We start from the raw sequence: 23,446 nt of genomic DNA, 5'->3' as shown, positions 1-23,446 counted from the left end.
ATGCTGAAACTTGAGGCCTTCGCGCCCGACGATGCCCGCTTGCTCCAGGAAGGGGTCGACCGGTGGGCCGCCGACGCGGCGAGCGTCGAGCATATTCATGATGCCCTCCGTGAGGACGTCGATCATGCACGCGCGAAATGGCGCGCCTTGGCTGAGCTGGGATGGCTGGCGATCGGATTGCCGGAGGAAGTCGGCGGGCTGGGCGCGGGCGATGCCAAGGACATCGCTATCATTTCAGCAGGTTTCGGCCGATCGGTCCGCAACGAGCCGCTGCTATCGGCCGTGGTAATATGCGCGCGCCTGCTGGCGATCCTCGGCGACGAGTCGCAGAAGGCGGAACTCGCCGCCATCATAGCGGGAAACCGGACGGCGGCGTTCGCACATACCGAACCCGAACTCGGTTTTGCTTCCGGACCGCTCCGCACGCGCTGCTCGCACGGCGCGCTCCATGGCAGTAAATCCTTTGTGCTCGATGGCGCCGATGCAGATTTTTTCCTGGTTTCGGCGATGGATGACGACGGTGCCATGGGGATTTATCTCGTCCAGCGTGACGCCCCAGGACTGGAGATCGTCCCCTTCCAGATGATTGATGGCCGTCGCTCCGCCGACCTGCGGCTGTCTGGCGTCGAGGCCCTGCGGCTGGGAAGCCAGGATGCGCGCGAGGCCATCGATTACGTCCTCGATTTCGCGATCGTCGCGCTGGCCGCCGATGCGGCGGGCGCGATGGCAGGAATCATCGAGCTGACCAAGGAATATATGGCGTCGCGCCATCAATTCGGAAAACCGCTCAACGCTTTCCAGGTCCTTCGTCACCGATTGGTCGACATGTACGTCCATCTCGAAGAAACCAAGGCTATGATCGACATGGGCGCGACAGCGCTCGCGCTCCCCGACCCGGCGGAGCGTAGTGTCGCAATCGCGGCGCTCAAGGTCCAGATGTGCCGGGCGGCCCGCTTCGTCGGACAACAGGGCGTCCAGCTCCATGGCGGCATGGGGATGACTGACGAATATATCGTCAGTCATTATTTCAAACGGCTGATGGTGCTGGAAGCCTTCCTTGGCAACGCAGACTTCCATTTGCGGCGGGTGGAGCGCGCGATCACCCGGTGACGGGCGGCCGGGCGCGTTGGTTCATGACCAGCGCGCTCCGGCCTCCTCGGTCGGCATTGTGAGACGCGTGCCTTTCGCGAGGTCGGAATCGACCGTACTGCGCCGCGCGGCAAGCGACGCCATCTCGGAATCGCCTTCGAGCACCGCCTGGATCACCCTACGGCGGCGGTTGATGACGCCTTCGAGGCGCGATGGCTTGCCGAGGACCGGGTCCTGGGCCGGCTCCACCGTTCGGCTAACGAGTGACAGCAGGATCTCCATGTACAACTGCAGCACGGGGTTGCCGCATCCAGCCGCAAGCGTGGCCCAAAAGCGCCGGTCGGCCCGCACGAACTCCACATAGTCGAACGGTTCGGCGATCAGGTCGGCGTCCTGCTTGAGAAACTCTCCCAGTTTCTCGTGCAGCCCGGGATCATCCGACAGGGCTGCGAGCCGGGCGACTTCGATCCTTATGGGTGTCGAGGCGTCGAGCAGATGCTCGATGCTGGCGCCGGCAGCGTGCAGAAAAATCGACGCGGCGCGCGTGACAGCGCCGGCCGTAGGGCGCGCCGCGAAATATCCCCCGTTCACACCCCTGCGAATGCGGACCAATTGATCCTGGCTCACGATGCCCGCAGCGAGACGCAAGGTGGGCCGGCTGACGCCGTACCGTAAGCGCAGATCCTCTTCGGCCCCGATGAAATCCCCATCAGCCAAGCTGAGAGAGTCCTGGCGCAACCTTTCTGCGGTTCGCTTGCTGATCGGGTCCGTCTTCCAATTGCCGCCCATCTGCACTCCCTAATCGACTCTGCCGGGCTACATCCGCGAAGCTCGAAAGCGACGGATCAGCACGGCCATGCCAGTCGGAGCATGTGTATAAAAGATGAACCCCAATGCGGCAATATGCCGATGCGTCGCTCTTGCCGGGCCAGCTTCCATCCTCCTGCCGAGTGGGGACGACGGCCTTGGCGTGCAAATGCCGTCCGATCGCTTGACCGCATCAAAAAAGGCCATTAGAGGTATCTCAATAGGTGGGATGATGGAGATGATGATGCATGGGAATGCTGCGATGGTAGAGACAGGAATGGCCGACCAGGCAAAAGCCGGCGGGAGCGGGCTGCAGATCGTCCCGCTGACCGGCTGTCTCGGCGCGGAAATCCGGAATGTGGACCTGGCGACACTCGACGAGGCTGGTTGGAAGGCCGTCTACGACGCTTGGGTCAAATATCTCGTGATCTTCATCCCGAACCAGGGACATCTGACCCCGGATGATCATCTGGCGATCGGTGCGCATTTCGGTCGTTGGGACGAAGAGGTGAGCCAAGGGTCCACCGCCGACGTTCTGGACAAATATTCCCAAATCAAGGTGTTGCACAACGAGGGCGTGCGTGCTGATCGTTGGCATGCCGACACGACCGGCAGCGAAAATCCACCGCGCGCGACGGTTTTCAGGCTGATCGAGGCACCGGCGTTCCGCGGCGACACGATTTGGTCCAACCAATATGCAGCCTATGAATCGTTGAGCGCTCCCATGCGCAACCTGTTGGACGGCCTGACCGCCTTTCACCAGTCGAACGTCAAGAAGGGATTGGAGGCGGTGCACCCCGTCGTCCGCACGAACCCGGAGACGGGCCAGCGCTACCTATTCGTCAACCGGCTCGTGACACGACATATTGTCGAGATGTCACCGTCCGAGAGCGAAGCGCTTTTAAGATATCTCTTTGACTGGCAGGAGCAGGTTCGCCTTCAGGTGCGCCATACGTGGTCGCCGGGCGACGTGGCGATCTGGGATAATTGCGCGACTCTTCATCATGCTGTCCGCGACTATCTCGAGCCCCGTGTCGCCCATCGCCTGATGATCGTCGGCGACCACAGATATGATAAGCCCGATCGCTGGGCACCGTTCGAGTCAAATGAGGCGGCATTCCTCAATCCCAATCTTTACGATGGTGCCGCGCTCGCGGCGCTCACGAAGTAAGAGCTGGACATCAATGTCTTCCAAACTCTTCTCGCCGTTTAAGCTACGAGGACTCGAACTCGAGAACCGTATCGTCACGTCGCCGATGATGCAGTTCAGCGCCACCGAGAATTCGGAGGCAACCGACTGGCACGTCATCCATTACGGCACGATGGCCATCTCGGGCGCGGGGCTGGTCATCACCGAAGCGACCTCGGTAAGGCCTGATGCGGCGTATAACAGAACTGGGCTCGGTCTGTGGACCGATGCTCAAGAGGAAGCTCTTGCGCGGGTCATAGCGGCCTGTCGCAAATATTCGCCCGCCAAACATGGTCTCCAGCTGTGGCATTCTGGCCGCAAGGCCAGCGTGAAGGGGCTCGAGGACGGTCTGGAAGAAATGACGTTGGAAGAAGGGGGCTGGCGTCTGATCGCTCCCTCGGACGCGCCTTATCCCGGTCGCACCAATCCCATCACCGTTCCGACGGCGGAAATGCTGGACGAGGTGATCGAAGCCTTTTGCAGGAGCGCGGAGCGCGCCGCTCGCATCGGCTATGATCTTCTCGAGATCCATGGCGCGCACGGTTATCTGCTCCATTCTTTCTTGTCGCCGATCAGCAACCTACGCACGGACGAGTTTGGCGGCGACATCACGAGCCGGATGCGGTTCCCGCTCAAGTTGATGAAGGCGGTTCGCCAGGTGTGGCCGGAGGATCGACCGCTTGGTCTTCGCCTATCCGCGACCGACTGGGTCGATAGCGGCTGGACGGTCGAGGATAGCGTGGTGTTCGCGAAGGCGCTCAAAGCGATCGGTTGCGACTATGTCACGGCTTCGAGCGGGGGCAGTTCGCCGCAGCAGCAGATCGATCTCGGGCCCGGCTATCAGACGCGGTTCGCGGCCGCCATTCGAAGCGAGGCCGAGATCCCGACCATGGCCGTCGGTCAGATTTCGGAGCCGCATCTCGCCGAATTCATCGTCGCGAACGGCATGGCCGATCTTATCGCGATCGGCCGGGGCCTGGTGGCGGATCCCAGATGGCCATGGCGAGCGGCCGAGGTGCTTCTGGCGAAGGCATATTGCCCAATACAATATCAGAAGAGCACGCCGATTTCGAACCGGACCAATCTCTTCCGAAAGGTGACGGGCTGGGATGCCCGCCATGTATCGCTGAAAGACAAGCCGGCAAGCGTCGCCTGAATTCTGACATGGCGAAAGTGCGCGCGACTGCGGGCCTGGCCAGAACCCAAAGACGCGGCCGGCGCCAATAACCGGCGGCGAGGATTCCATAGGTGACGGCTGTGATGAAGGCTGGCCGGCTCATCGACGATGAACGGAGATGAACATGCTGCCATTGGCCGGTGTGCGGATTCTGGATCTCGGGCGCGTGGTTGCCGCACCTTTTGCCACGCAGTTGCTCGCCGATCTCGGTGCCGACGTGATCAAGGTGGAGCGACCCGGCAAGGGTGATCTAAGCCGGGAATATGGTCCCTCTTACTTCGATCTCCCCGATGGTAGCTCGGCCTCCGGCCTGTATCTAAGCGTCAATCGCAACAAGAAGTCGGTGACCATCGATATCGGATCCTCGACGGGAAGGGCGCTGATCCTGGCGCTGGCAGCGAAATGCGATGTCCTGGTCGAGAACTTCAAGACGGGCGATCTAGACAAAAAGGGTCTGGGCTACGGCGATGTCGCCGCGGTCCATCCGGGGATTGTCTATTGTTCGATTACCGGTTTCGGCCATACGGGGCCCTATGCGCGACATCCGGCGACCGACGTTGTCTTCCAGTCGATGAGCGCCTTGATGAGCGTAACGGGCGAGGCGGACGGGGCTCCGCAACGGGCGGGGATCGCGGTCAGCGATCTCGTGGGCGGATTATACGCTGCGAACGCGATCCAGGCAGCTCTCCGCGCGCGCGATCATGACGGCCGGGGCCAGCACATCGACCTTTCGTTGCTCGACTGCAGCGTCGCCGCCATGTCGGCTCGCGCCGCAGATTATTTCATCACTGGCGATATTCCGGTTCGGACGGGCAATTTCGCTGCCGGCGTGGCCCCGGCGCAGTTGTTCGAATGTCGGGACGGGCTTTTGAACGTTCAGGCAGGCACCGATGCCCAGTTCCACAAGCTTTGTGCGGTAGTGGATCGTCTCGATCTGGTGCCGGATCCTCGTTTCGCTAGCAGCGCGAGCCGCGTCAGGCATGCCAAGGATCTCATTCCGATCTTTGAACAGATCTTCGCGCAGAACACGGTGTTGTTCTGGTATGAGAAACTTGTCGATTCCGGGGTCATCTGCTCGCCGATCTACGATATGGCGGGGACGTTCGAAGACCCGCAGGTGAAGTCGCGCGGGCTCAGATCTACGCTGCGGCGGCATGATGGTGTCTCGCTGGACTTCGTGCGCAACCCGATCCGTTTTTCCAAGACCCCGATCGATCACTATTCCTTTCCACCGGCGGTGGGTGAACACACCGATCAAGTACTCGCCGAAGTGCTAGAAATGACCTCTGCGGAGATCGAAGCGCTTCGGTCGGCCGGAGCCGTCTAGCCAAACGATCCGCTCGACGGGAAGATGGAAATGGAGCAGATTATGAAAGTCCTGGTGCCCGTGAAGCGGGTGATCGATTATAATGTGAAGCCGCGGGTCAAGATGGATGGCACGGGTGTGGACCTTGCGAACGTCAAGATGTCGATGAACCCGTTCGACGAGATTGCGGTCGAGGAAGCGATCCGCCTGAAGGAGAAGGGCGTCGCGACCGAGATCGTCGCGGTATCGATCGGCGAGCAGAAGGCGCAGGAGACGCTGCGCACCGCGCTGGCCATGGGGGCCGACCGCGCGATCCTGATCGTGAGCGAGACCGAGGTCGAGCCGCTCGGCGTCGCCAAGCTGCTGGCCAAGATCGTCGAGGAGGAGGCTCCGGGTCTCGTCATCCTCGGCAAGCAGGCGATCGACGACGACAGCAACCAGACCGGCCAGATGCTGGCGGCGCTGACCGGCCGTCCGCAGGGCACCTTCGCGTCGAAGGTCGAGGTCGAGGGCGACAGCGTCAAGGTGACCCGCGAAGTCGACGGCGGGCTGGAGACGGTCAGCCTCAAGACCCCGGCGATCGTGACGACCGACCTGCGCCTCAATGAGCCGCGCTATGCGTCGCTACCGAACATCATGAAGGCGAAGTCCAAGCCGCTCGCGCAGAAGACCCCGGCCGATTACGGCGTCGACGTCGCGCCGCGGCTCAAGACGCTCAAGGTCGCCGAACCGCCGAAGCGGTCGGCGGGGATCAAGGTTGCCGATGTTGACGAGCTTGTCGCCAAGCTCAAGGCCCTGGGAGTCGCGGCATGAAGACGCTGGTCTGGGTTGAGCATGAGGGCGGCGCGGTCAAGGACGCGACGCTTTCCACCGTCACCGCCGCCGCGAAGCTTGGCGAGGTGCATCTGCTGGTGGCCGGCCAGGGCGTCGGCGGGGTTGCCGATGCGGCCGCGAAGATCGCCGGCGTGGGCAAGGTCCATGTCGCCGACGATGCGGCCTATGCCAATGCGCTGCCGGAGAATGTCGCGCCGCTGGTCGTCGAGCTGATGGGCCATCACGACGCCTTCCTGGCGCCGGCCACCGCCAACGGCAAGAATATCGCGCCGCGTGTCGCAGCGCTGCTCGACGTGATGCAGATCTCCGAGATCCTGTCGGTCGAGGGCGAGGACAGCTTCACCCGTCCGACCTATGCGGGCAATGCGATCGCGACGGTACAGTCGTCGGATGCGAAGAAGGTGATCACGGTGCGCGCCACCGCCTTCGAGAAGGCGGTGCGCGAGGGCGGATCGGGCAGCGTCGAGGCGGTGCCGGGCAAGGGCGATGCGGGTCTCTCCAGCTTCGTCGGTGCCGAGATCTCCAAGTCCGAGCGCCCCGAGCTGACCTCGGCGAAGGTGATCGTCTCGGGCGGCCGCGCGCTGCAGAACAGCGAGAACTTCCATGCGATCATCGAGCCGCTCGCCGACAAGCTCGGCGCGGCGGTCGGCGCCTCGCGCGCCGCGGTCGACGCCGGCTATGTGCCCAACGACTATCAGGTCGGCCAGACCGGCAAGATCGTGGCCCCCGAAGTCTATATCGCGGTCGGCATCTCGGGCGCGATCCAGCACCTCGCCGGCATGAAGGACAGCAAGACGATCATCGCGATCAACAAGGACGAGGAAGCCCCGATCTTCCAGGTGGCCGACATCGGCCTGGTCGGCGATCTGTTCAAGGTCGTGCCGGAACTCGTTGGGAAATTGTGACGGGCCTGACGGGCGATACGCAATATCGTCGTCGCTCTGGGTCGATCCGACGATTTTTACGGCGGGCTCCATATCGGGTTGAAAAATCCTCATTTGTCGAATAGAGATTTCTCTATTCTAATTATCAAGCATGCCGATTGATGGCGCGAGCTTGGAGCGCTTTCATTTCCGGTGAGAGGAGAGCGCTGTCTCATCCACAAATAGAGCTCTCGCAGCCGTCGCACAGCGCTTCGCCCGTCATCGAGGTTGGTAAAAAGATATATCTCAAAAGACCAGTCGCAGTTCGAATATTGGAGTCTTCAATGAACCAGCTCGACCCTTCGCATCCTTTCGCCCGAGCACCCGGCCGGAGCTATCAAGAGCTGCTGGACGAGGACACCAGGCACAAGATCCCGGACGCGCTGCGGTTTCAAAACCCGGTGGATCTCGGTGTCGAGCCGGTTCGCGCCGAACGCTATCACAGCCCGGATTTCTTTCGAAAGGAAGTCGACAAGGTCTTTCTGAAGACCTGGCAGTATGCGGTCCATGAGGATGAGCTACCCAATGTGGGCGACACTTATGTGTTCGACCTGCTGCATAAGACGGTGCTGATTACCCGTCAGGAAGACGGAAGCCTCAAAGCGATGCAGAATGTCTGCCTCCATCGCGGTCGCAAACTGGTGACACATGGCGGGTGTAAGCGTCAGTTCAGGTGCCCATTCCACGGCATGGAATGGAATATCGACGGAACTTTCAAGTGGAATCCGATTGGATGGGACTTCCCGCAAATAGCCGAGAAGGAGTTCTCGCTCCCGGAGGTTCGCCTCGAATCCTGGATGGGCTTCGTTTTCATCAATTTCGATCCCAACGCTACGCCCTTCGCCGATCTGGTCGGCGTGCTGCCGGATCACATGGAGCATTGGAAGCTCAGGGACTGCTATAAGGGCGCCCATGTCGGCAAGATCGTCCGGGCGAACTGGAAGGTGGTCGCGGAGGCGTTCATGGAGGGATACCATGTCTACGCAACGCATCCGCAGGCCAACCCGTTCATCGCGGTGGAGCAGGGACAATATGATCTGATCACGGATCATGTTTCGCGCTTCACGACGGCGGTCGGCATCCCGACCGAGCTACTGGAAGAGAAGGATATGAGCGAGGAACGTCGCATCGAGCTCATGCTCGGTGCTGGCTCGCGCGCGAACAAGCCTTTTACGAAGGAGAGCCAGCCCCAGCTCGCCGCCGAGGAAACGACGCGCACCCACATGGCGGAACGCGGGCGCAGGATGCTTCAAGAGCAGACGGGGCGCGACTTCTCGGAGGCGTGCGACGCCGACATCCTTGATGGGATATCCTACCACATCTTCCCGAATTTCCACATCTGGGGGGCGTTCCCACAGAAAATCTGCTACCGAATGCGGCCGATCGATCCCGACACCACGCTTTGGGAAGCGATGATGATCCGGATTGCGCCAAAGGACGGGCCGCGCCCAGCGCCCGGAGTCTTCCGCATGCTGAAGGAGGACGAGCCCTGGTCAACCGTGATCGACGAGCTCGGATATCTGGCGACGCTATACGATCAGGACATGGGGAATATGCAGCCATGTCAGGATGGTCTGAAGGCCCTGGGCGACGGTGTCGTACAGTTTGCGCATTATTCCGAAACGGCTCTGCGTAACCTGCACCGCATGATCGACAAATATATCAACGACGAGATTTAGAATATCGGTGAAAAACTTCGACGCCGGCCGCGGATTCGGATCGTGTTCGGGAGCGGCTGCCGGAGTCGCGCCGCGTTTGCCGCGGAAACGTAACGTCTGCCTTGCCGCAGCGCGATAGCGCAGACCACAGAAATTCATTCAAGTTGGGGAGAGTGTCGTGAGCGACGAGCGCGTGGGCAATATGAAGGGGCATGAGGCGGTAGCGCGGGCGCTTCTCGATCATGGAATGAGCCTTATGTTCGGCGTGTTGGGCGGCGCAAACATCTTCATCGTCGATAGCTATGTGCGAACGCTCAACGGTCGATATGTCGCCACGTCGAACGAAGCTGGCGCGATCGCCGCCGCGCTCGCTTATGCCGCCTGTTCGGGAACGGTCGGGCTGGCCAGCGTCACGCACGGCCCCGGACTCACCAATACGATCACGGGACTGATCGAGGGGGTCAAGGCGCGCATCCCCGTCGTGTTGCTGGCAGGCGACACCGCGCCTGCCGGCCGCGGAAGCTCCCAGGACATTTCGCAGCGTGAACTGGTTGTTGCCACCGGGGCGGGCTTCGAGGATGTCACCACGGCGGACACGATGCTCGGAGATTTGGCGCGCGCGGTGCGGCGTGCAGAGTTAGAACGCCGTCCCATCGTGCTGAATGTGCCGACGCAACATCAATGGGCGGACGTAGAATACCGGAAGATGCTGATCCATCGGCCGGAGACGCGTGGACTCGTCGCCGAGGGCGAGGACATCGAGCGTGCGATCGGCATCATCGCCGCCGCGCGCAAGCCGATCATCGTCGCCGGCCGCGGCGCTATCAGTCCGGGCGCGCGCGCCGCGCTCGTCCAGTTGGCCGAGAGGACCGGCGCGCTGCTGAGCACGACGTTGCAGGCTCGCGACCTGTTCGACGGCGAGCGCTTCAACCTCGGGATATTCGGCACGCTTAGCACAGCCGTCGCGGCCGACGAGATTGTCGCGTGCGATTGCATCATCGCGATGGGGGCAGGGCTCAACAATTTCACGACGAGCAAGGGCGGTTTGGTAACGGGCAAGCGCGTTATCCACTGTGATACCGATCTTTCGGCGATCGGACGCCATGTGGCGGTCGACGCCGGCCTGGTCGGCGACGTTGAACTCGTTGCGAACAAGATCATTGAGCTGCTCGATATGGCCGAATTGCCTCCGAGCGGCTATCGCGATCCGAGGCTCGAGGAGGCATTGCGCACTCACACACCTGGATTCTCCGGGACAGCGACTGAGAACGGCCTGCCGCTTCACGGCACTATCCAACGCGTGGCGGAAGCCGTTGGCCATGATCGGGCAACCGTCACCGACGGAGGACGTTGCGTTGTGGAAAGCTTTAAGGTCCTCAGGATATCGGACCCGCAGCTCTGGTATTATAATCTCCGATTTGGTTCGATCGGATTGGGCCTCGCCTCGGCGATCGGCGCGTCGTTCGCGGCACGGGACAAGCCGACGCTGCTCGTCACCGGTGATGGCGGCTTCATGAACGGCGGGCTGGCGGAATTCAGCACTGCGGTCCGAAACGGCATCGACCTCGTCATCCTCCTCTGCAACGACGGCGGATACGGCATGGAAGAGATCGAGTTCAGGGCGCGCGACATGCCCCACGACATAACCTGCTTCGAATGGCCCGAATTTGCGGCGGTCGCCGAGTCACTCGGCGGGCAGGGTGTGTCCGTGCGCACCGAAGCAGATCTTGAGCAGGCTATTGCTGCCATCAGCAATCGTACTCGCCCGCTGCTGATCGATTTCAAGCTCGATATGCGCAGGCTTCCTGGGGAAGTCGGTTAGCGTAGTGATGCCCTGCGGCACCTTGTTGTCGGCGGCCGGTCAGCTAGCTCCACCGTTCGGTGCCTCTGATCAGTAGCGCCGCAGCCACGTATATGCATGCCGCCACGAGTCCCGGTGCAAGCAGCATGCGTAGGGCGTGCCGTAATGGTTCGGCACCGCTCATGATCGCGGCGAAATGATCGCTCAACATCCCGACCGCAAGCGGCCCGAATGCCACACCCAGCCCACTTACGGCGAACAGAAATATCGCGGACCCGATCGCATGCATCCGCGAATCCAGTCGTGACTGCATGTAGGAATATGTCGGCCCCGCATAGAGCATCATCCCGAGATGGGCGACGAAAAACGCCAGGAGGAAAAGCGCGTAGCTTTGTGTTGCCAGCGCAAACCAGAAGGCGGGCGGCCCGGCGAACAGCGCGAGGCCGACGACCATCAACGCTTTCCACCGCTGATCGCCATAACGATCACCGGCAAATCCGCCGAGGATTGATCCCAGTGCGCCGGACAGCCCAACGCATAATCCGTAGGATAATCCGACCTCAGTGGTTCCGACGTGGAAGGTTCGCATGATATAGGCGGGCGCAAAGGCCTGCAGCCCGCCGAACATGAAGCTAAACAGCGCACAGCCGATCAGCAGCAACAGCAATGTGCGATCTCTGAGGATCGCGAAGATCGTCTGGCTTACCGAGGGGCGAACTTCGAGCTCAGCCTTGGCAAGGCTGCGCCGCTCGGGCTCGCGCACGGTGAAAATGATCAACACCGCAAGTAGCAGACCTGGCGCGCCAAGTACCCACATTGCGACGCGCCAGTTGGCGAGGTCGTTAATCCAGCCGGCTGCGGCCAAGCCGATCAGCGCGCCGAGATAGGCTCCCATGAAATAAAGCCCTAGCGCGCGGGCCCTGTATTTTGGTGGAAAATAGTCTGCGATCATCGAATGAGCGGCCGGCGAACATCCCGACTCACCGATGGCGACACCGACCCGGCTTGCCGCCAGCTGCCAGAAGTTCTGCGCGAATCCGCCAAGCGAGGTCAGGCAGCTCCACACTGTCAGCGAGGCGATCAGGATGCGCTTGCGCGAACTGCGATCGGCCAGTCGGGCGGTCGGCACGGCCATTGTCGCATATACTATGGTGAAGACGACCCCGGTCAGCAGCCCGACTTGCGTGTCCGAAAGGTGAAGGTCACGCTTAATTGATTCCACGAGAATGAAAGGGAATTTCCGATCAATCATGCTGATGACATAGGCGAGCATCGTGACGCCAGCCACATACCAGGCATAAGGCCCCGGCCTTTGGTCATGATCGCTTTCGCTCATTATCGTCATTGCGCTTGATCTTCCCAACTTACGGATTGTTGTGAGGATGGTGGCTCTTCGCCAAGAATCAGCTGCCGGTCGCTACAGTCCAGTCTGTGAGTGGCCTTATGGAGGTCGCCGTCATGCTCGCAGCGTGGGGCGCGAGCAGGAGATTGGGGGCCGACACGAGCGTGGAGGCCGAATCCGATAATTTTTTGGTCGCGGCGGTCACAGGGAAGGGGCCTGCGATCGAAAACTCCGCTGATCTGGCGTACGCTTGGCGAGCCCGCACTATTGCTCCTCGCGTCCCACGAGCGTCGGTCAGGTCTAGGTATTAAGCTCGCCCTCATCACGATGATTCTGGTTTCTGACGACCAGCAGGTTTCGATCTCTTCCAGACACCGATCACCGATCAACGGTCGCTTGTCGCGACGCCACGTCACCATTCGCCCGCGTTAGGCATGGATATCCAAGGCTCTGTCGGCGTTAGCGCCGCGCCGCGCTGGAGCAGCTCGATCGAGATGTGGTCGGGTGAGCGCACGAACGCCATTTTTCCGTCGCGCGGTGGGCGCGAGATCATCACGCCAGCGGACAGCAATTGCCCACATACCGCGTAGATATCATCGACTTCGAAAGCCAGATGACCGAAGTTCCGTCCGGTCGGATACGCCTCGACGTCCCAGTTATAGGTCAATTCGAGCGCGGGCTTGAATGCGTGCGCCGGGCTTACGTGCGGATCGTCGATCACGGCAGGATCGAGATCGTCCGGCGCGCTGAGAAAGGCGAGCGTGAAGCGGCCCTGCGGCACGTCACGGCGGGCGACTTCGACCAGACCCAAGGCGTCGCAATAGAACGCCACCGATCGATCGAGGTCGGTGACGCGAACCATCGCGTGAAGATAGCGCATGACCTGCGCTTCTAAAACGCTTCCCAGGAATAGACGGCGCTTGTGTCTTCCAGCGGCGTAAAACTGTTTCGCCACGCCTTGGGGAGAAGCTCGCCGAGCGCGTCTGCGGTCCAACCTTCGGCGGTATGGACAGTGCGGACGGCGCGAGGTTGCGAATAGAGATAGACTTCGTTGCCTCGCACGCCGAGGATCTGGCCGGTTATATCCTTGGCTAGATCCGACGACAGGAAGGCTATCATTTCGCCGACCTGCTCTGGGCGCTGGCTATCCCGACGGCGCTCGATCGCGTCCATGAACGCAGGGTCGTCGGTCCGCGCGACGAAAAGCATACGACTGAAAGCATGCGGAGCGACGCAGTTCGACCGCACCCCGCAATCCCGCATCTCCATCGCTATCGATCGCGAGAGCCCCAGGATTCCCGCTTTGGCCGCCGAATAGCCGGACGTCCCGTAGGCCCCGATCAGCCCGGCCGTCGACGTCATGTGGACGAAGGCACCCGAGCCCGCCTTCTCCATCGTCGGGGCCGCCGCTCGGCTAAGATAGAAACTGCCCATGAGGTGGACGCGGACCACTTCTTCGAAATCCTCTACGGGCATGGTGGCGAAGCTGGACGAGCGGATATTTCCGGCATTGTTGATGACGATATCGACCTTACCGAAATGATCGAGGGCCGCCTCAACCACGCGTTGGGCACTTGCCCAGTCCGCCACGCTGTCGTGATTGGCCTCGGCTATGCCGCCGGCGGCTTTGATGGCGGTCACGGTCGCTGCAGCGGGGCCTTCGTCAGCGCCTGATCCGTCGAGACTGACGCCGAGATCGTTCACGATGACTTTGGCGCCATAAGCCGCCAACGTCTTGGCCACGGCGCCGCCGATCGCGCCGCCCGCGCCCGAGACGATCGCGACCTTGCCGTCCAACATCGAGCTCATACAATCCCCTCACGCCTGTAGATTTGAGGTATATCTATTCTTAGTCTATCGACGCGTCAACCTCGGCTAAGAGGGCGCGCGGGTAATTAGAGGAGGTGGAAGACGGCCAGTTTCGTGGACATATCCGAGGTTTATCCTGGGCGGGCTACTCGCGCCGGTTGCATGTGCGTCAAACTGCTGTCACTTAATAGGTGCCTCTAAAATATTCGATGGTACCCCGATGCAAAGCTCCTCCACTTTTACTGCTCCGGTGGCGGTCGAGCGTCCCGCGCCCGCCGTTGCTCGCATCACGCTGGCTCGACCACCGATGAACGCGCTCACCCTCGAGATGAAGCGGCTGATAGAGGCCTATCTGGCTGTCTACGCGGCCGACGAAACGGTACGCGCGGTAGTCATCCAGGGAAGCGCCAAAGCTTTCGCTGCCGGAACGGACCTGGCCGAGATGCGGGAGATGACGGCATTGGACCATGCGCGATTGCGGACCAACGACGTCTTCGCCGCGATGCGGGCCTTCCCAAAGCCGCTCATCGCGGCCGTCGAAGGTTTCGCGCTTGGCGGCGGATGTGAGCTCGCGCTGAACTGCGACATGATCATTGCGGGCCGCGGCGCCCGTTTTGGTCAGCCGGAGATCAAAGTCGGCATCATGCCCGGGGCTGGAGGGACACAGCTCCTCCTCAGGACGATCGGACGGTACCAGGCCGTGCGACTGGCCCTGACCGGATCGCATATCGATGCCGAAGAAGCCCTGCGGATGGGCATGATCTCAGAACTCGTCGAGTCCGGTGATGCCGCCGAGGCGGCGTTGAGGGTCGCCCGCGACATCGCGAATATGCCGCCCCTGGCCGTTAAATCGATCCTCGCCGCTTTTCGCTTCGGGCAGAACGCTCCCTTGGATGATGCCCTCGTCCATGAGCGCCGGCTCTTCGAGGAGTTGTTTGATACGGATGATCAGGAAGAGGGTATGTCGGCCTTTCTGGAGCGTAGGCCAGCCGCGTTCAAAGGACGGTGAGACACGGGAGTTTGGCAGAACCGGCAGAGAGGCGCGGGGCGGGCGTTTTAACATTGTATTCCTATACCTCTATTGCGTGATCGATTCGCATAGGATATTTGAAGGCAATGTTAGCTCGACAGCTTCACCGTGGGTGTAGCGCCCAAGAGGCCCGGATTCGACGCGATTTAGCTTGCTGCTATCGCCTCATTGCCCATCTGGGGTGGGACGATTTCACCTCGACACATATCTCCGCCCGCTTAGCGGCCGACGGCGAAGAGTTTCTGATCAACCCGTATGGAATGCTGTTTGAAGAAATCACGGCGTCTAGCCTCATCAAGGTGAACACCGAAGGCGAGATCCTGTCGGACTCTCCCTATAATGTTAACCGGGCGGGCTTCGTCATCCACAGCGCGGTGCATATGGCCCGGCCTGATGCGCAATGTGTGATACATCTGCACACGCGCGACGGCGTGGCGGTCTCGATTATGGAAGGAGGTCTACGGCCTCTCAGCCAGACCGCAATGGTGATTGCCGATAAGATCGCATTTCACGAGCATGAAGGTGTTTCGCTGGATCTGGACGAGCGCGCGAGATTGCAGGCCGATCTCGGTAACCGGAACCTTATGATCTTGAGAAACCACGGTACGTTGGCGCTGGGACGCACCGTCGGCGAGGCGTTTCGCAGGATTTCGCTGCTTGAGCGCGCCTGCTCGATCCAGGTCGCGGCTATGTCGATGAACGACGACATCCATTATGCTTCCCCAGAGGTGGTCCGCCGCACCGGGGAGCGCTTCGACGAGGCGGCCATGGAGGCAGCAGCAAGCCTCTTATGGCCTGCGCTCGTCCGTAAGATGGAACGGATCGATCCATCCTTCGCCGACATGGACTAGCCGGCCCAACAAGGCAAAGTGAAGGTCGGGGAAGGGAGAAACGAAATATGGCGCTGGACATGAACGGTGTTCACCATATCGAGCTGTCGTTACCCGAACTGGATCGTGGGCGTTTCTTCGACGTGGGCGTGATCGGGTTTAGACAGGCCGTCTGCCGCGGATCGGGGAGCCAACCATCATTGATGGGCCGGCTAATGCGGCTAGGGGGTGCGACCGGCCGATTGTTGATCTTGAAAGCTCGAAGCCTCTTCCCCGAACTCTTTGGATTTCCGTCCCCTTTCGCGACCCCGGCGGCGGCCGAGCGTGGCGTTAATAAGTGTGGCTCCAGGCATTTGAGTTTGAAAGACGACGTGGATGCGACATTCGCTCGTCTGGCGGCCGGGGTGGATCTCCATTGCCAACTGGTCCCCCGATCCGGCCTGAAGCTCGTCTATCATCGACATGTCTTCGGCAACCTCATCCAGCTTCAGCCGATCGTCCCGCAGGTGGTGGGCGAGCGGCTCAGGAACGCATCGCCTGCCGGCTATGTGGCCCACCGCCAGGCCGCTCGATGACGAGGATCAGCGTTATGATGCCGGACGTGCCCGCTTTGCGGCCAATCGCCGAAGTCATCAGTCCGGAACGACACCACCATTTTTCGTCGGCCGAACTCGAGTCTGCCATTCGATATATTAGGATAGGTGACGCCGCTTCCCCTCAGCTCATAGAGATCGTCTATCTCCCGGACACGCATATCGACGTCCATGCTCATGAGGAAGACGAGATCATTTACGTGCTACGAGGGCAGATCCTACTCGGGCGGCGGCCGTTGGGCCCCGGCGGGTCGGTGTTCGTACAACAGAATACGCTTTATGCATTTCGCGCGGGGCCCGAAGGGGCCGCCATCCTAATCTTTCGCCCTCGAGGAGGATCGACCTACATCTCGGCCGAGGAGTTTAGGGATACGGCGACACAGCGCAGGAACAGGGACGCGGCGTCCGAATCCCAGCCTTAGGCTGCGGTGAAGCCGCCGTCCACGATCATCGCCGTTCCCGTCACGTAGTTCGCTCTGGACGACGAGAGCCAGATCACCGCTTCAGCTACATCTTCAGGCGTGCCCAGGCGGCCGAGCGCAGTGGCGGTGCGGGCGTGGTCATGCACCGCTTGCAGGCTTATTCCCGGCCGCCGTTGGATCAACGGCGTCTCGATCATGCCCGGGCATATCGCGTTCACTCTGATGTTGCGCCGGCCATATTGTAGTGCCGCCTGTTTGGTCATCCCGATTACCGCATGCTTGCTGGCGACATAGCCGGGCTGGCGGGGAATGGCGACGATGCCCATGACCGAGGCGGTGTTAACGATCGTGCCGCCCCGCTGCTCTCGCATGATCTCGAGCTCATATTTCATCGACAGGAAGACTCCGCGGCTATTCACCGCCATGGTGCGATCGAACTCGGCTATATCGTAGTCGCTGTCGAGTTCGATGTTGATACCGGCATTATTGAAGGCGCAATCGAGCCGTCCGTAGGAGGCGACCACGAAATTGACGAGGTTTCGAACGTCTTCCTCCCGGCCCATGTCTGCAGCGTAGCCGAGCGCCTCGTATCCCTGCTCTCTCAGCGTGGTCACGGTTTGCGCCAGGCCGGACTCGTCCCGATCCGAAGCCACCACCGCCGCGCCCTCTCGGGCAAATGCAATCGTCGCTGCCCGGCCGATGCCGCTTCCGGCACCTGAGACGAGTGCGACCGTGCCGGCCGGAAAAAACTTCGCCACTCCAACACCGCCTTCCGTTAAGATCCTCATATTGATAATACTCAATAGGCTCGTCGTCAGTCGAAAAAAGCCTTCGTCGATCTGTGCCGACCGTTCAGCCGTCAGTTCGTGCGAGCGGGTTATCGGCCGTTGCGCGACATTGACAGAAGGGGGGTAAAGAGGCATCTCTAAAGAACTTTGATGCTCGCCTTCCTCCAGAACCGGCCGCATTGCGCTCTCCTCAGGTATCTCTTTATGGCAATGACATTGGAAGAATTGTCGGATCGGGAGGAAATCCGGCAAGTCATCTATCGCTGGTTCCGCGGGCTGGACCGGCTCGATCTCGATCTGCTCCATGCGAGCTTCTGGGCCGACGGCGAATTCGATGGCGGCCCGAACACCGGGCCATCCGCAGAATTCATACCGGCAATGTTCGGGGAGAACGGTCGTGTTCGCAAAATGTTTGCGATGACCAGCCATTACATGATGAACTTGTTGATCGACTGGCGTGGCCGTCATGCGATCACCGAGACCTATGCCGTTGCCTACCATCGACTGGCAAAGGGTAGGGAAGCAATTGAGAAGGCGATAGGCACCACCAGATTCGCCGAGCTAGGCGGGGACGCTGATCGGGAATATCAATTCATCCTCGGCCTTCGCTACGCAGACCGCTTCGAAAAACGCGGCGGCGTCTGGAAAATAGCCCGAAAGAAACTGATTCTCGAGTGGAGCAGCGTCGCCCCCTATGCCGGTCTGCCGGATGGAGAAGGCGTTCATAGCTACGCGCGCCTGCGCGGCCAACGCGGCGCTGCCGATGAATCCTACCGGTGGCTCGATGCGCTGGTCGAGGGATCGCCGGGCGCGCTGCCGGTTGATCATGCGGCCTGCGCGCGTCAGACGCCTCATGATGATAATTAGAGATACCTCTTTAATAGAGGAAGTTTTTTTGATACTGAGTGCTCATGGTTCCGCAAAGGCGAACGGAGCTGAGAAAAACGAACAGGGCGCTGAGCCGGACGGAGAGGGTCGATCATGAAATCCAAACAGCTAGGCAACGTCACAACCGCCGCTCTTCTTGCGGCAAGCACGGGGCTGGCATTGGCGGCTGCTCCAGCCCAGGCACAGGAGACGACGGCCGTGCCGATTGACGATGAGGGCGTGCAGGACATCATCGTTACGGCGCGGCGGCGCGAGGAGCGGCTGCAGGACGTCCCTGTTTCGGTGGTGGCAGCGAACCAGGCGCAGCTCGACCGGCGCGGAATCCTCCAGATGACCGACGTTCAGCAGCTGGCGCCCGGCTTCCGCGCCGAGTTGCAGGGCGGCCGGCCCTCGTCCGTCAACATCGCGCTGCGGGGGCAGCGCATGTATGGCAATGTTCCCGCGCAAGATACCCCCACCGCGATCTACTTCGCGGAAATGGTGATGCTGCCCAGCAATGGGGTGAACACCGCCTTCTATGATCTGGCAGACGTTCAGGTGCTTCGCGGGCCGCAAGGGACGCTGTTCGGTCGAAATGCCGATGGTGGAGCCTTAACTGTCAGGCCGGCCAAGCCGACGGACGAGTTCGAGGGTTCGGTGACCGGTACCCTCGGCAATTACGGCACGGTCGGCCTCCGCGGCTTCATCAACCTGCCAGCGTCGGAAACGGTCGACCTCCGGTTGGCAGGCTATTTCAAACGCAACCATGGCTATCAGAAGTCGATAGCACCGGGGCATACTGACGTTCGCGGCGGCGGCGACCGTGTCGTCGATATCCGTCCTTCGGTCATATGGAGGCCCGCCGACAACCTAGAGAATTACCTGGTTGCCTTCTATTCGAAGCAACGCGATCAGACCGTCATTCCCCGGGTGGTGGCCGTCAATCCGAACAGCCCGGCGGCCAATTTCAAGGGAGCTGCATCGACCGCGCCGGGCTATGACCAATATGGCGCGATCTTGGACCAGGTCTGGCGACCGGGCGACGATTTCACCAAAGTCTATTCGCGCTTTCAGCCGTTCGAGAAGGTTCGCACCTATGGCGCGGTAAACACAACGAGCCTGACGGTCGGCGGCATTACCGTAAAGAACATCATCGGCTATCGCAACGTGAAGGAGTCGGGCTTTTTCAACGTGACCGGCACCGCCTTGCCGACGGTGGAAGCACACCAATTCAGCTCGTCGGATACATTTTCCGAAGAGCTGCAGCTCTTGGGAAAATCCTTCGACGACAGGCTGAGCTGGGTCGCCGGCATCTATTATCTCAAGTTCGAAAGCAGCCCCTATGGGCAGCCGACGTCGGTTCTGAACCCGCTCAATCTGGCTTCGGCAATTTCGCCCTTCCTTGCCAACGTCAAGAATACCAGCTTGGCGGCATATGCCCAGGCCGACTTCGAGCTGACCGACGCGCTGACCTTCACCGCCGGTGGCCGATATACGCGTGATTCGCGCCATATCCAGTGGCTGACCCAGACGCAGCCCGACCGCTTCCTGCAAAATGTGCTCGGGATACCCTATGTGCCGCGTTGCGGCCTTCTCGGGCCAACCGGCGTGCCCCTCGCGCTAGCCGATTGTGATATCAAGGCGCGCAAGTCGTTCCGCGAACCGACTTGGACTCTTGGCCTCACCTATCGGGCTGCGCCAAAGACCATCCTCTATCTTACCCAGAGCCGGGGATATCGCTCGGGCGGCTTCAACTACAGGGCGATCACCGCCGCGCAGCGTCTGCCGTTCGATCCGGAAACCGTGATGAACTACGAAGCCGGGATCAAATCCGACTTTGACCTGGGATCGGTGCCGATGCGGTTCAACGCGGCACTGTTCCACGCCGACTATAAGGGTCTCCAGCGTTCGGTTACCGTGATCGTGCCGCCGGCGACGATCGCCCAGTCGATCTTCAATGCGGCATCGGGCAAGGTCGACGGGCTCGAAACCGAGATCGTCGCCCGTCCGCTCGACGGGCTGACGTTGAACGTCAGCTACGCTTATCTCCGGCCGAAATATAAGAAGTTCGACAATCTGGTGAACGGCGTGGTCCAGGACTTCTCCGATCGCAAATTTGCGGGCGTGCCCAAGCATCAACTGACGGCCGATGCGAATTACACGGCCGATCTGCCAGGTGATAATGGCGAGCTCGGTCTTTCGGTGAACGTCGCCTATATGGGACGGACGGCGATCGACGAGCTGTTCCAGTCGCGGCAGCAGCTTGCGGCGACCTATATCAATCCGGCGCAGGCCGCTGCGCTGCCCGAAAGCAGCGCACCATATCAGACGCGCAGCTACACCCTCACCAACCTGCGCATCGACTGGAAGAACTTGCTCGGTCGCCCGATCGATCTCGGCTTCTACATGCGGAACGTCTTCAACGTGGCGGCGCAGGTATTCCCCAACCCCAGTTACGGCTCGATCGGCACCACTGCGCTCGGCTTTTCGCCGCCGCGGATGTTCGGAATCGAGTTGACCGCTCGCTTCGAATAGGAGGTTTTGATGTTGGGTACCGCTGACCAGACGCGCCAGGCCATTCCGCAGGCGCTGGTCGACGCCGATTTCGACATGTTCGCGCTTAAGGTGCCGGATGGCGACGCGCAGATCGTCTGGACCGAAGTGCGTGACACGCATCCGCCAATCTTCTGGACCAACCAGAATGGCGGCCATTGGGTTTTCACCCGTGCCGACGACATCGAAGCGGCCCAGAAGGACCATGAGCATTTCTCGATGCGCGAGGGCGCTATTCCGAAGGGGCGGCGCGGCATCCCCTCGCCCCCCATCGACGTCGATCCGCCGAGGCATTTCGCCTACCGCGCCGTGCTGTCGCCGGCCTTCTCACCGAAGGCCGTCGCCGCGCTCGAAACGGTGACGCGGTCGGTGCTGCTGGAGGCGATCGACAAGGTCATCGACAAGGGCGAGTGCGAGTTCGTCAGCGAGATCGCCCATGTGCTGCCGATCACAGTATTTCTCAAAATGATGGGACTTCCGCTCGAGGATGCCAAAGTCCTCTTGCCGCTGTCCCACCAGAATACCCAGGCGAAAGAGCTAGTCGACACCCAGGCTGCCCGCGCAGGGATGGTGAGATATATCATCGACAAAATCGAGGATCGGCGAGCTTCTCCGGGAAGCGACGTTCTCAGCCATGTCGTGCACAGCAAGGTCGATGGCCAACCGATCGCCGAACAGGATCTGCTCGGCATGTGCGCGCTATTGCTGGCCGGGGGCCTCGACACCGTCGCGTCCATGCTCGGCTTCTTCGCCAGATTCCTGGCGCTCAATCCCGGGCATCGCGAGGACCTCGTCGCCAATCCCGACCGCATCCCGAAGGCCATCGATGAGCTGATCCGTCGCCACGGCGTCGCGAACACCGCGCGAATCATGACCGCGGATTACAATTATAAAGGGGTTCTGCTCCGCAAGGACGATATGGTTCTCGTTCCCAACTGCCTGCACGGGCTCGACCCTCAGCAGGTGAACATGCCGCTGGAGGTGGACTTCGACCGGCCTCCGCCTATCCCGTCGGCCGCGTTCGGTAATGGGCCGCACCGGTGCCCGGGCATCGCGCTCGCTCGCATGGAAATGAAGGTCTTCCTCCAGGAATGGCTGAAAAGAATCCCTGAATTCAGGATCAAGAGCGGGACAACGCCGGTTGCCACAATCGGCGCGACCAATTCGATGCAGGAGCTCTGGCTGAGCTGGGGATAACGGGATGCCGCAGCGTGGTTCCCAGCCAAAATCCGGAGAAGATATGTACGACAGTTTCAAGAGTCTGAAGCTCGACAAGCGCGGCAAAATCCTGACAATTACGCTCGACAATCCTCCGCTCAACGCCAACGAGCCTGGGATGCACGGCGAACTCGCGCGCATTTTTCATGTTATCAATCATGATCCCGACACCGCTGTGGTCATAATCACCGGCGCTGGGGAGAAGGCTTTTTCCGCCGGCGGGGACATCAAGAACATGGCTGCCCGGATTGAGCGTGGCGAGCATGAGGACTGGATCCGCGGCAATCGCGAGGCCAAGGAAATCATCTACTCGATGCTGCGCCTGGAAAAGCCTTTGATCGCGCGGGTCAACGGGCATGCAATGGGGCTGGGCGCTAGCCTCGCCGTCATGGCAGATTTTAGCTATATGGTCGAACATGCCCAGATCGCGGATACCCATGTCAAGGTAGGCCTCGCAGCGGGCGATGGAGGCGCGTTTATGTGGCCGATGCTCATCGGCTTTACGAACGCGCGCCGCTATCTGCTGACCGGCGACGCCATGACCGGTGCCGAAGCAGCGCAGATCGGGCTCATTACCCAGGCTGTCGCGGACATCCCGAACCTTGATCGCGCCGTGAACGAGATGGCCGATCGCCTAGCTAACGGAGCGACTCTCGCGATCAATACCACGAAGGCTGCGATCAACCTGCTCCTGCGGCGCATGCTTGACGGGGTGATGGAGGCCCATCTGGGCGCAGAAACATACACCTATCTGTCGAAGGATCATTACGAGGCTGTCACGGCCTTTCGGGATAAGCGTGTGCCGATTTTCACCGGGAGATAGCCTTGACGGGGCCTGCCCTTCCACATCGAGACCGACAAAGGGATTTTATGATCAAGGTCAATTTCCGCCTTCCTGACGGAGAGATGAAAACGGTGAGCGCCTGCGAGGAGAATACCTTGATGCAGGCAGCCGTCAGCAATGGGATTGACGGCATCATTGGCGATTGCGGTGGCAACCTGTCATGCGCCACCTGCCATGCCTATATCGAGGCCGAGTTCAGACAGCGTCTGCCCGCGCCGAGCGAGATGGAGATAGCGATGCTCGATTGCGCCTTGCATGTCACCGATGACAGCCGTCTGACCTGCCAGGTCATGCTCAGCCCACAGCTGGACGGTCTCATCGTGACCGTCCCCCCGCTCGACTGAGGCTCTCAGCGCCTATCTGACT

At 60.9% G+C, this 23,446-nt stretch carries 21 protein-coding genes; 16 read left to right on the top strand and 5 right to left on the bottom strand.

Annotation, left to right across the window (positions count from 1 at the left end):
• Complete coding sequence (locus tag CMV14_RS19615; RefSeq protein WP_066961492.1) at window positions 1-1,110, top strand: acyl-CoA dehydrogenase family protein; 1,110 nt, start codon at window positions 1-3, stop codon at window positions 1,108-1,110.
• Between the two features lie 21 nt (window positions 1,111-1,131).
• On the opposite strand, the gene CMV14_RS19610 is transcribed toward CMV14_RS19615, so the two are convergent.
• Window positions 1,132-1,878 carry a FadR/GntR family transcriptional regulator gene (locus CMV14_RS19610; RefSeq protein ID WP_066961490.1) on the bottom strand — a complete coding sequence of 249 codons (747 nt, stop codon included), beginning with the start codon at window positions 1,876-1,878 and terminating at the stop codon, window positions 1,132-1,134.
• A gap of 295 nt (window positions 1,879-2,173) precedes the next feature.
• Between CMV14_RS19610 and CMV14_RS19605 the strand changes: the two genes are divergently transcribed.
• The 7 genes from CMV14_RS19605 to CMV14_RS19575 all read left to right on the top strand — a co-directional run bounded on the left by CMV14_RS19605 (window position 2,174) and on the right by CMV14_RS19575 (window position 10,805).
• Window positions 2,174-3,067, top strand: coding sequence for a TauD/TfdA dioxygenase family protein (locus CMV14_RS19605; protein ID WP_066961564.1), 894 nt, complete (start codon window positions 2,174-2,176; stop codon window positions 3,065-3,067).
• Entirely contained in the window at window positions 2,967-4,241 is a 1,275-nt protein-coding gene (locus CMV14_RS19600; protein ID WP_202820871.1) for an NADH:flavin oxidoreductase/NADH oxidase, read from the top strand. Before CMV14_RS19605 ends, CMV14_RS19600 begins: the two co-directional genes overlap by 101 nt.
• Before the next feature lie 145 nt (window positions 4,242-4,386).
• A complete protein-coding gene (locus CMV14_RS19595; RefSeq protein ID WP_176489135.1) occupies window positions 4,387-5,589 on the top strand; it encodes a CaiB/BaiF CoA transferase family protein in 1,203 nt (400 codons plus the stop codon).
• 42 nt (window positions 5,590-5,631) lie between these two features.
• Window positions 5,632-6,381: an electron transfer flavoprotein subunit beta/FixA family protein gene (locus CMV14_RS19590; protein WP_066961563.1), complete on the top strand. Its 750-nt coding sequence runs from the start codon at window positions 5,632-5,634 to the stop codon at window positions 6,379-6,381.
• Window positions 6,378-7,307: an electron transfer flavoprotein subunit alpha/FixB family protein gene (locus CMV14_RS19585; protein WP_066961483.1), complete on the top strand. Its 930-nt coding sequence runs from the start codon at window positions 6,378-6,380 to the stop codon at window positions 7,305-7,307. The genes CMV14_RS19590 and CMV14_RS19585 overlap by 4 nt, the downstream gene beginning before the upstream one ends.
• Before the next feature lie 302 nt (window positions 7,308-7,609).
• Window positions 7,610-9,004 (top strand): aromatic ring-hydroxylating oxygenase subunit alpha, encoded by a 1,395-nt coding sequence (locus CMV14_RS19580; protein WP_066961481.1) that lies wholly within the window; start codon window positions 7,610-7,612, stop codon window positions 9,002-9,004.
• A 157-nt stretch (window positions 9,005-9,161) separates the two neighbouring features.
• A complete protein-coding gene (locus CMV14_RS19575; RefSeq protein ID WP_202820870.1) occupies window positions 9,162-10,805 on the top strand; it encodes a thiamine pyrophosphate-binding protein in 1,644 nt (547 codons plus the stop codon).
• 43 nt (window positions 10,806-10,848) lie between these two features.
• On the opposite strand, the gene CMV14_RS19570 is transcribed toward CMV14_RS19575, so the two are convergent.
• The 3 genes from CMV14_RS19570 to CMV14_RS19560 all read right to left on the bottom strand — a co-directional run bounded on the left by CMV14_RS19570 (window position 10,849) and on the right by CMV14_RS19560 (window position 13,935).
• Window positions 10,849-12,120 carry a spinster family MFS transporter gene (locus CMV14_RS19570; RefSeq protein ID WP_176489136.1) on the bottom strand — a complete coding sequence of 424 codons (1,272 nt, stop codon included), beginning with the start codon at window positions 12,118-12,120 and terminating at the stop codon, window positions 10,849-10,851.
• 418 nt (window positions 12,121-12,538) lie between these two features.
• Complete coding sequence (locus CMV14_RS19565) at window positions 12,539-13,006, bottom strand: VOC family protein (protein ID WP_066961478.1); 468 nt, start codon at window positions 13,004-13,006, stop codon at window positions 12,539-12,541.
• 11 nt (window positions 13,007-13,017) lie between these two features.
• On the bottom strand, window positions 13,018-13,935 hold the full coding sequence (locus CMV14_RS19560; protein WP_066961476.1) for an SDR family oxidoreductase: 918 nt from the start codon (window positions 13,933-13,935) through the stop codon (window positions 13,018-13,020).
• Between the two features lie 307 nt (window positions 13,936-14,242).
• Here CMV14_RS19560 and CMV14_RS19555 point away from each other — a divergent pair, with 307 nt between their 5' ends.
• The 3 genes from CMV14_RS19555 to CMV14_RS26555 all read left to right on the top strand — a co-directional run bounded on the left by CMV14_RS19555 (window position 14,243) and on the right by CMV14_RS26555 (window position 16,370).
• Window positions 14,243-14,944 carry an enoyl-CoA hydratase-related protein gene (locus tag CMV14_RS19555; protein ID WP_202820869.1) on the top strand — a complete coding sequence of 234 codons (702 nt, stop codon included), beginning with the start codon at window positions 14,243-14,245 and terminating at the stop codon, window positions 14,942-14,944.
• Between the two features lie 107 nt (window positions 14,945-15,051).
• Window positions 15,052-15,816: a class II aldolase/adducin family protein gene (locus tag CMV14_RS19550; RefSeq protein WP_066961473.1), complete on the top strand. Its 765-nt coding sequence runs from the start codon at window positions 15,052-15,054 to the stop codon at window positions 15,814-15,816.
• Window positions 15,817-15,863: 47 nt separating this feature from the next.
• Window positions 15,864-16,370, top strand: a complete 507-nt coding sequence (locus CMV14_RS26555; protein WP_139114692.1) for a VOC family protein — start codon at window positions 15,864-15,866, stop codon at window positions 16,368-16,370.
• A gap of 436 nt (window positions 16,371-16,806) precedes the next feature.
• Here CMV14_RS26555 and CMV14_RS19535 read toward each other — a convergent pair whose 3' ends face one another.
• Window positions 16,807-17,778: a glucose 1-dehydrogenase gene (locus CMV14_RS19535; RefSeq protein WP_202820868.1), complete on the bottom strand. Its 972-nt coding sequence runs from the start codon at window positions 17,776-17,778 to the stop codon at window positions 16,807-16,809.
• On the opposite strand from CMV14_RS19535, the gene CMV14_RS19530 reads away from it, so the two are divergent.
• The 5 genes from CMV14_RS19530 to CMV14_RS19510 all read left to right on the top strand — a co-directional run bounded on the left by CMV14_RS19530 (window position 17,749) and on the right by CMV14_RS19510 (window position 23,424).
• A complete protein-coding gene (locus tag CMV14_RS19530) occupies window positions 17,749-18,465 on the top strand; it encodes a nuclear transport factor 2 family protein (RefSeq protein ID WP_083215777.1) in 717 nt (238 codons plus the stop codon). The genes CMV14_RS19535 and CMV14_RS19530 overlap by 30 nt on opposite strands.
• 114 nt (window positions 18,466-18,579) lie before the next feature.
• On the top strand, window positions 18,580-21,000 hold the full coding sequence (locus CMV14_RS19525) for a TonB-dependent receptor (RefSeq protein WP_083215776.1): 2,421 nt from the start codon (window positions 18,580-18,582) through the stop codon (window positions 20,998-21,000).
• Between the two features lie 9 nt (window positions 21,001-21,009).
• Complete coding sequence (locus CMV14_RS19520; RefSeq protein WP_066961463.1) at window positions 21,010-22,215, top strand: cytochrome P450; 1,206 nt, start codon at window positions 21,010-21,012, stop codon at window positions 22,213-22,215.
• A gap of 43 nt (window positions 22,216-22,258) precedes the next feature.
• Window positions 22,259-23,059 (top strand): enoyl-CoA hydratase/isomerase family protein, encoded by an 801-nt coding sequence (locus CMV14_RS19515; RefSeq protein ID WP_066961461.1) that lies wholly within the window; start codon window positions 22,259-22,261, stop codon window positions 23,057-23,059.
• Between the two features lie 47 nt (window positions 23,060-23,106).
• Window positions 23,107-23,424, top strand: a complete 318-nt coding sequence (locus tag CMV14_RS19510; RefSeq protein ID WP_066961459.1) for a 2Fe-2S iron-sulfur cluster-binding protein — start codon at window positions 23,107-23,109, stop codon at window positions 23,422-23,424.
• Window positions 23,425-23,446 lie beyond the last annotated feature (22 nt).

This window comes from Rhizorhabdus dicambivorans, assembly GCF_002355275.1.
GTDB classification, from domain to species: domain Bacteria; phylum Pseudomonadota; class Alphaproteobacteria; order Sphingomonadales; family Sphingomonadaceae; genus Rhizorhabdus; species Rhizorhabdus dicambivorans.
This window is presented reverse-complemented; position numbering and strand designations above follow the sequence as displayed.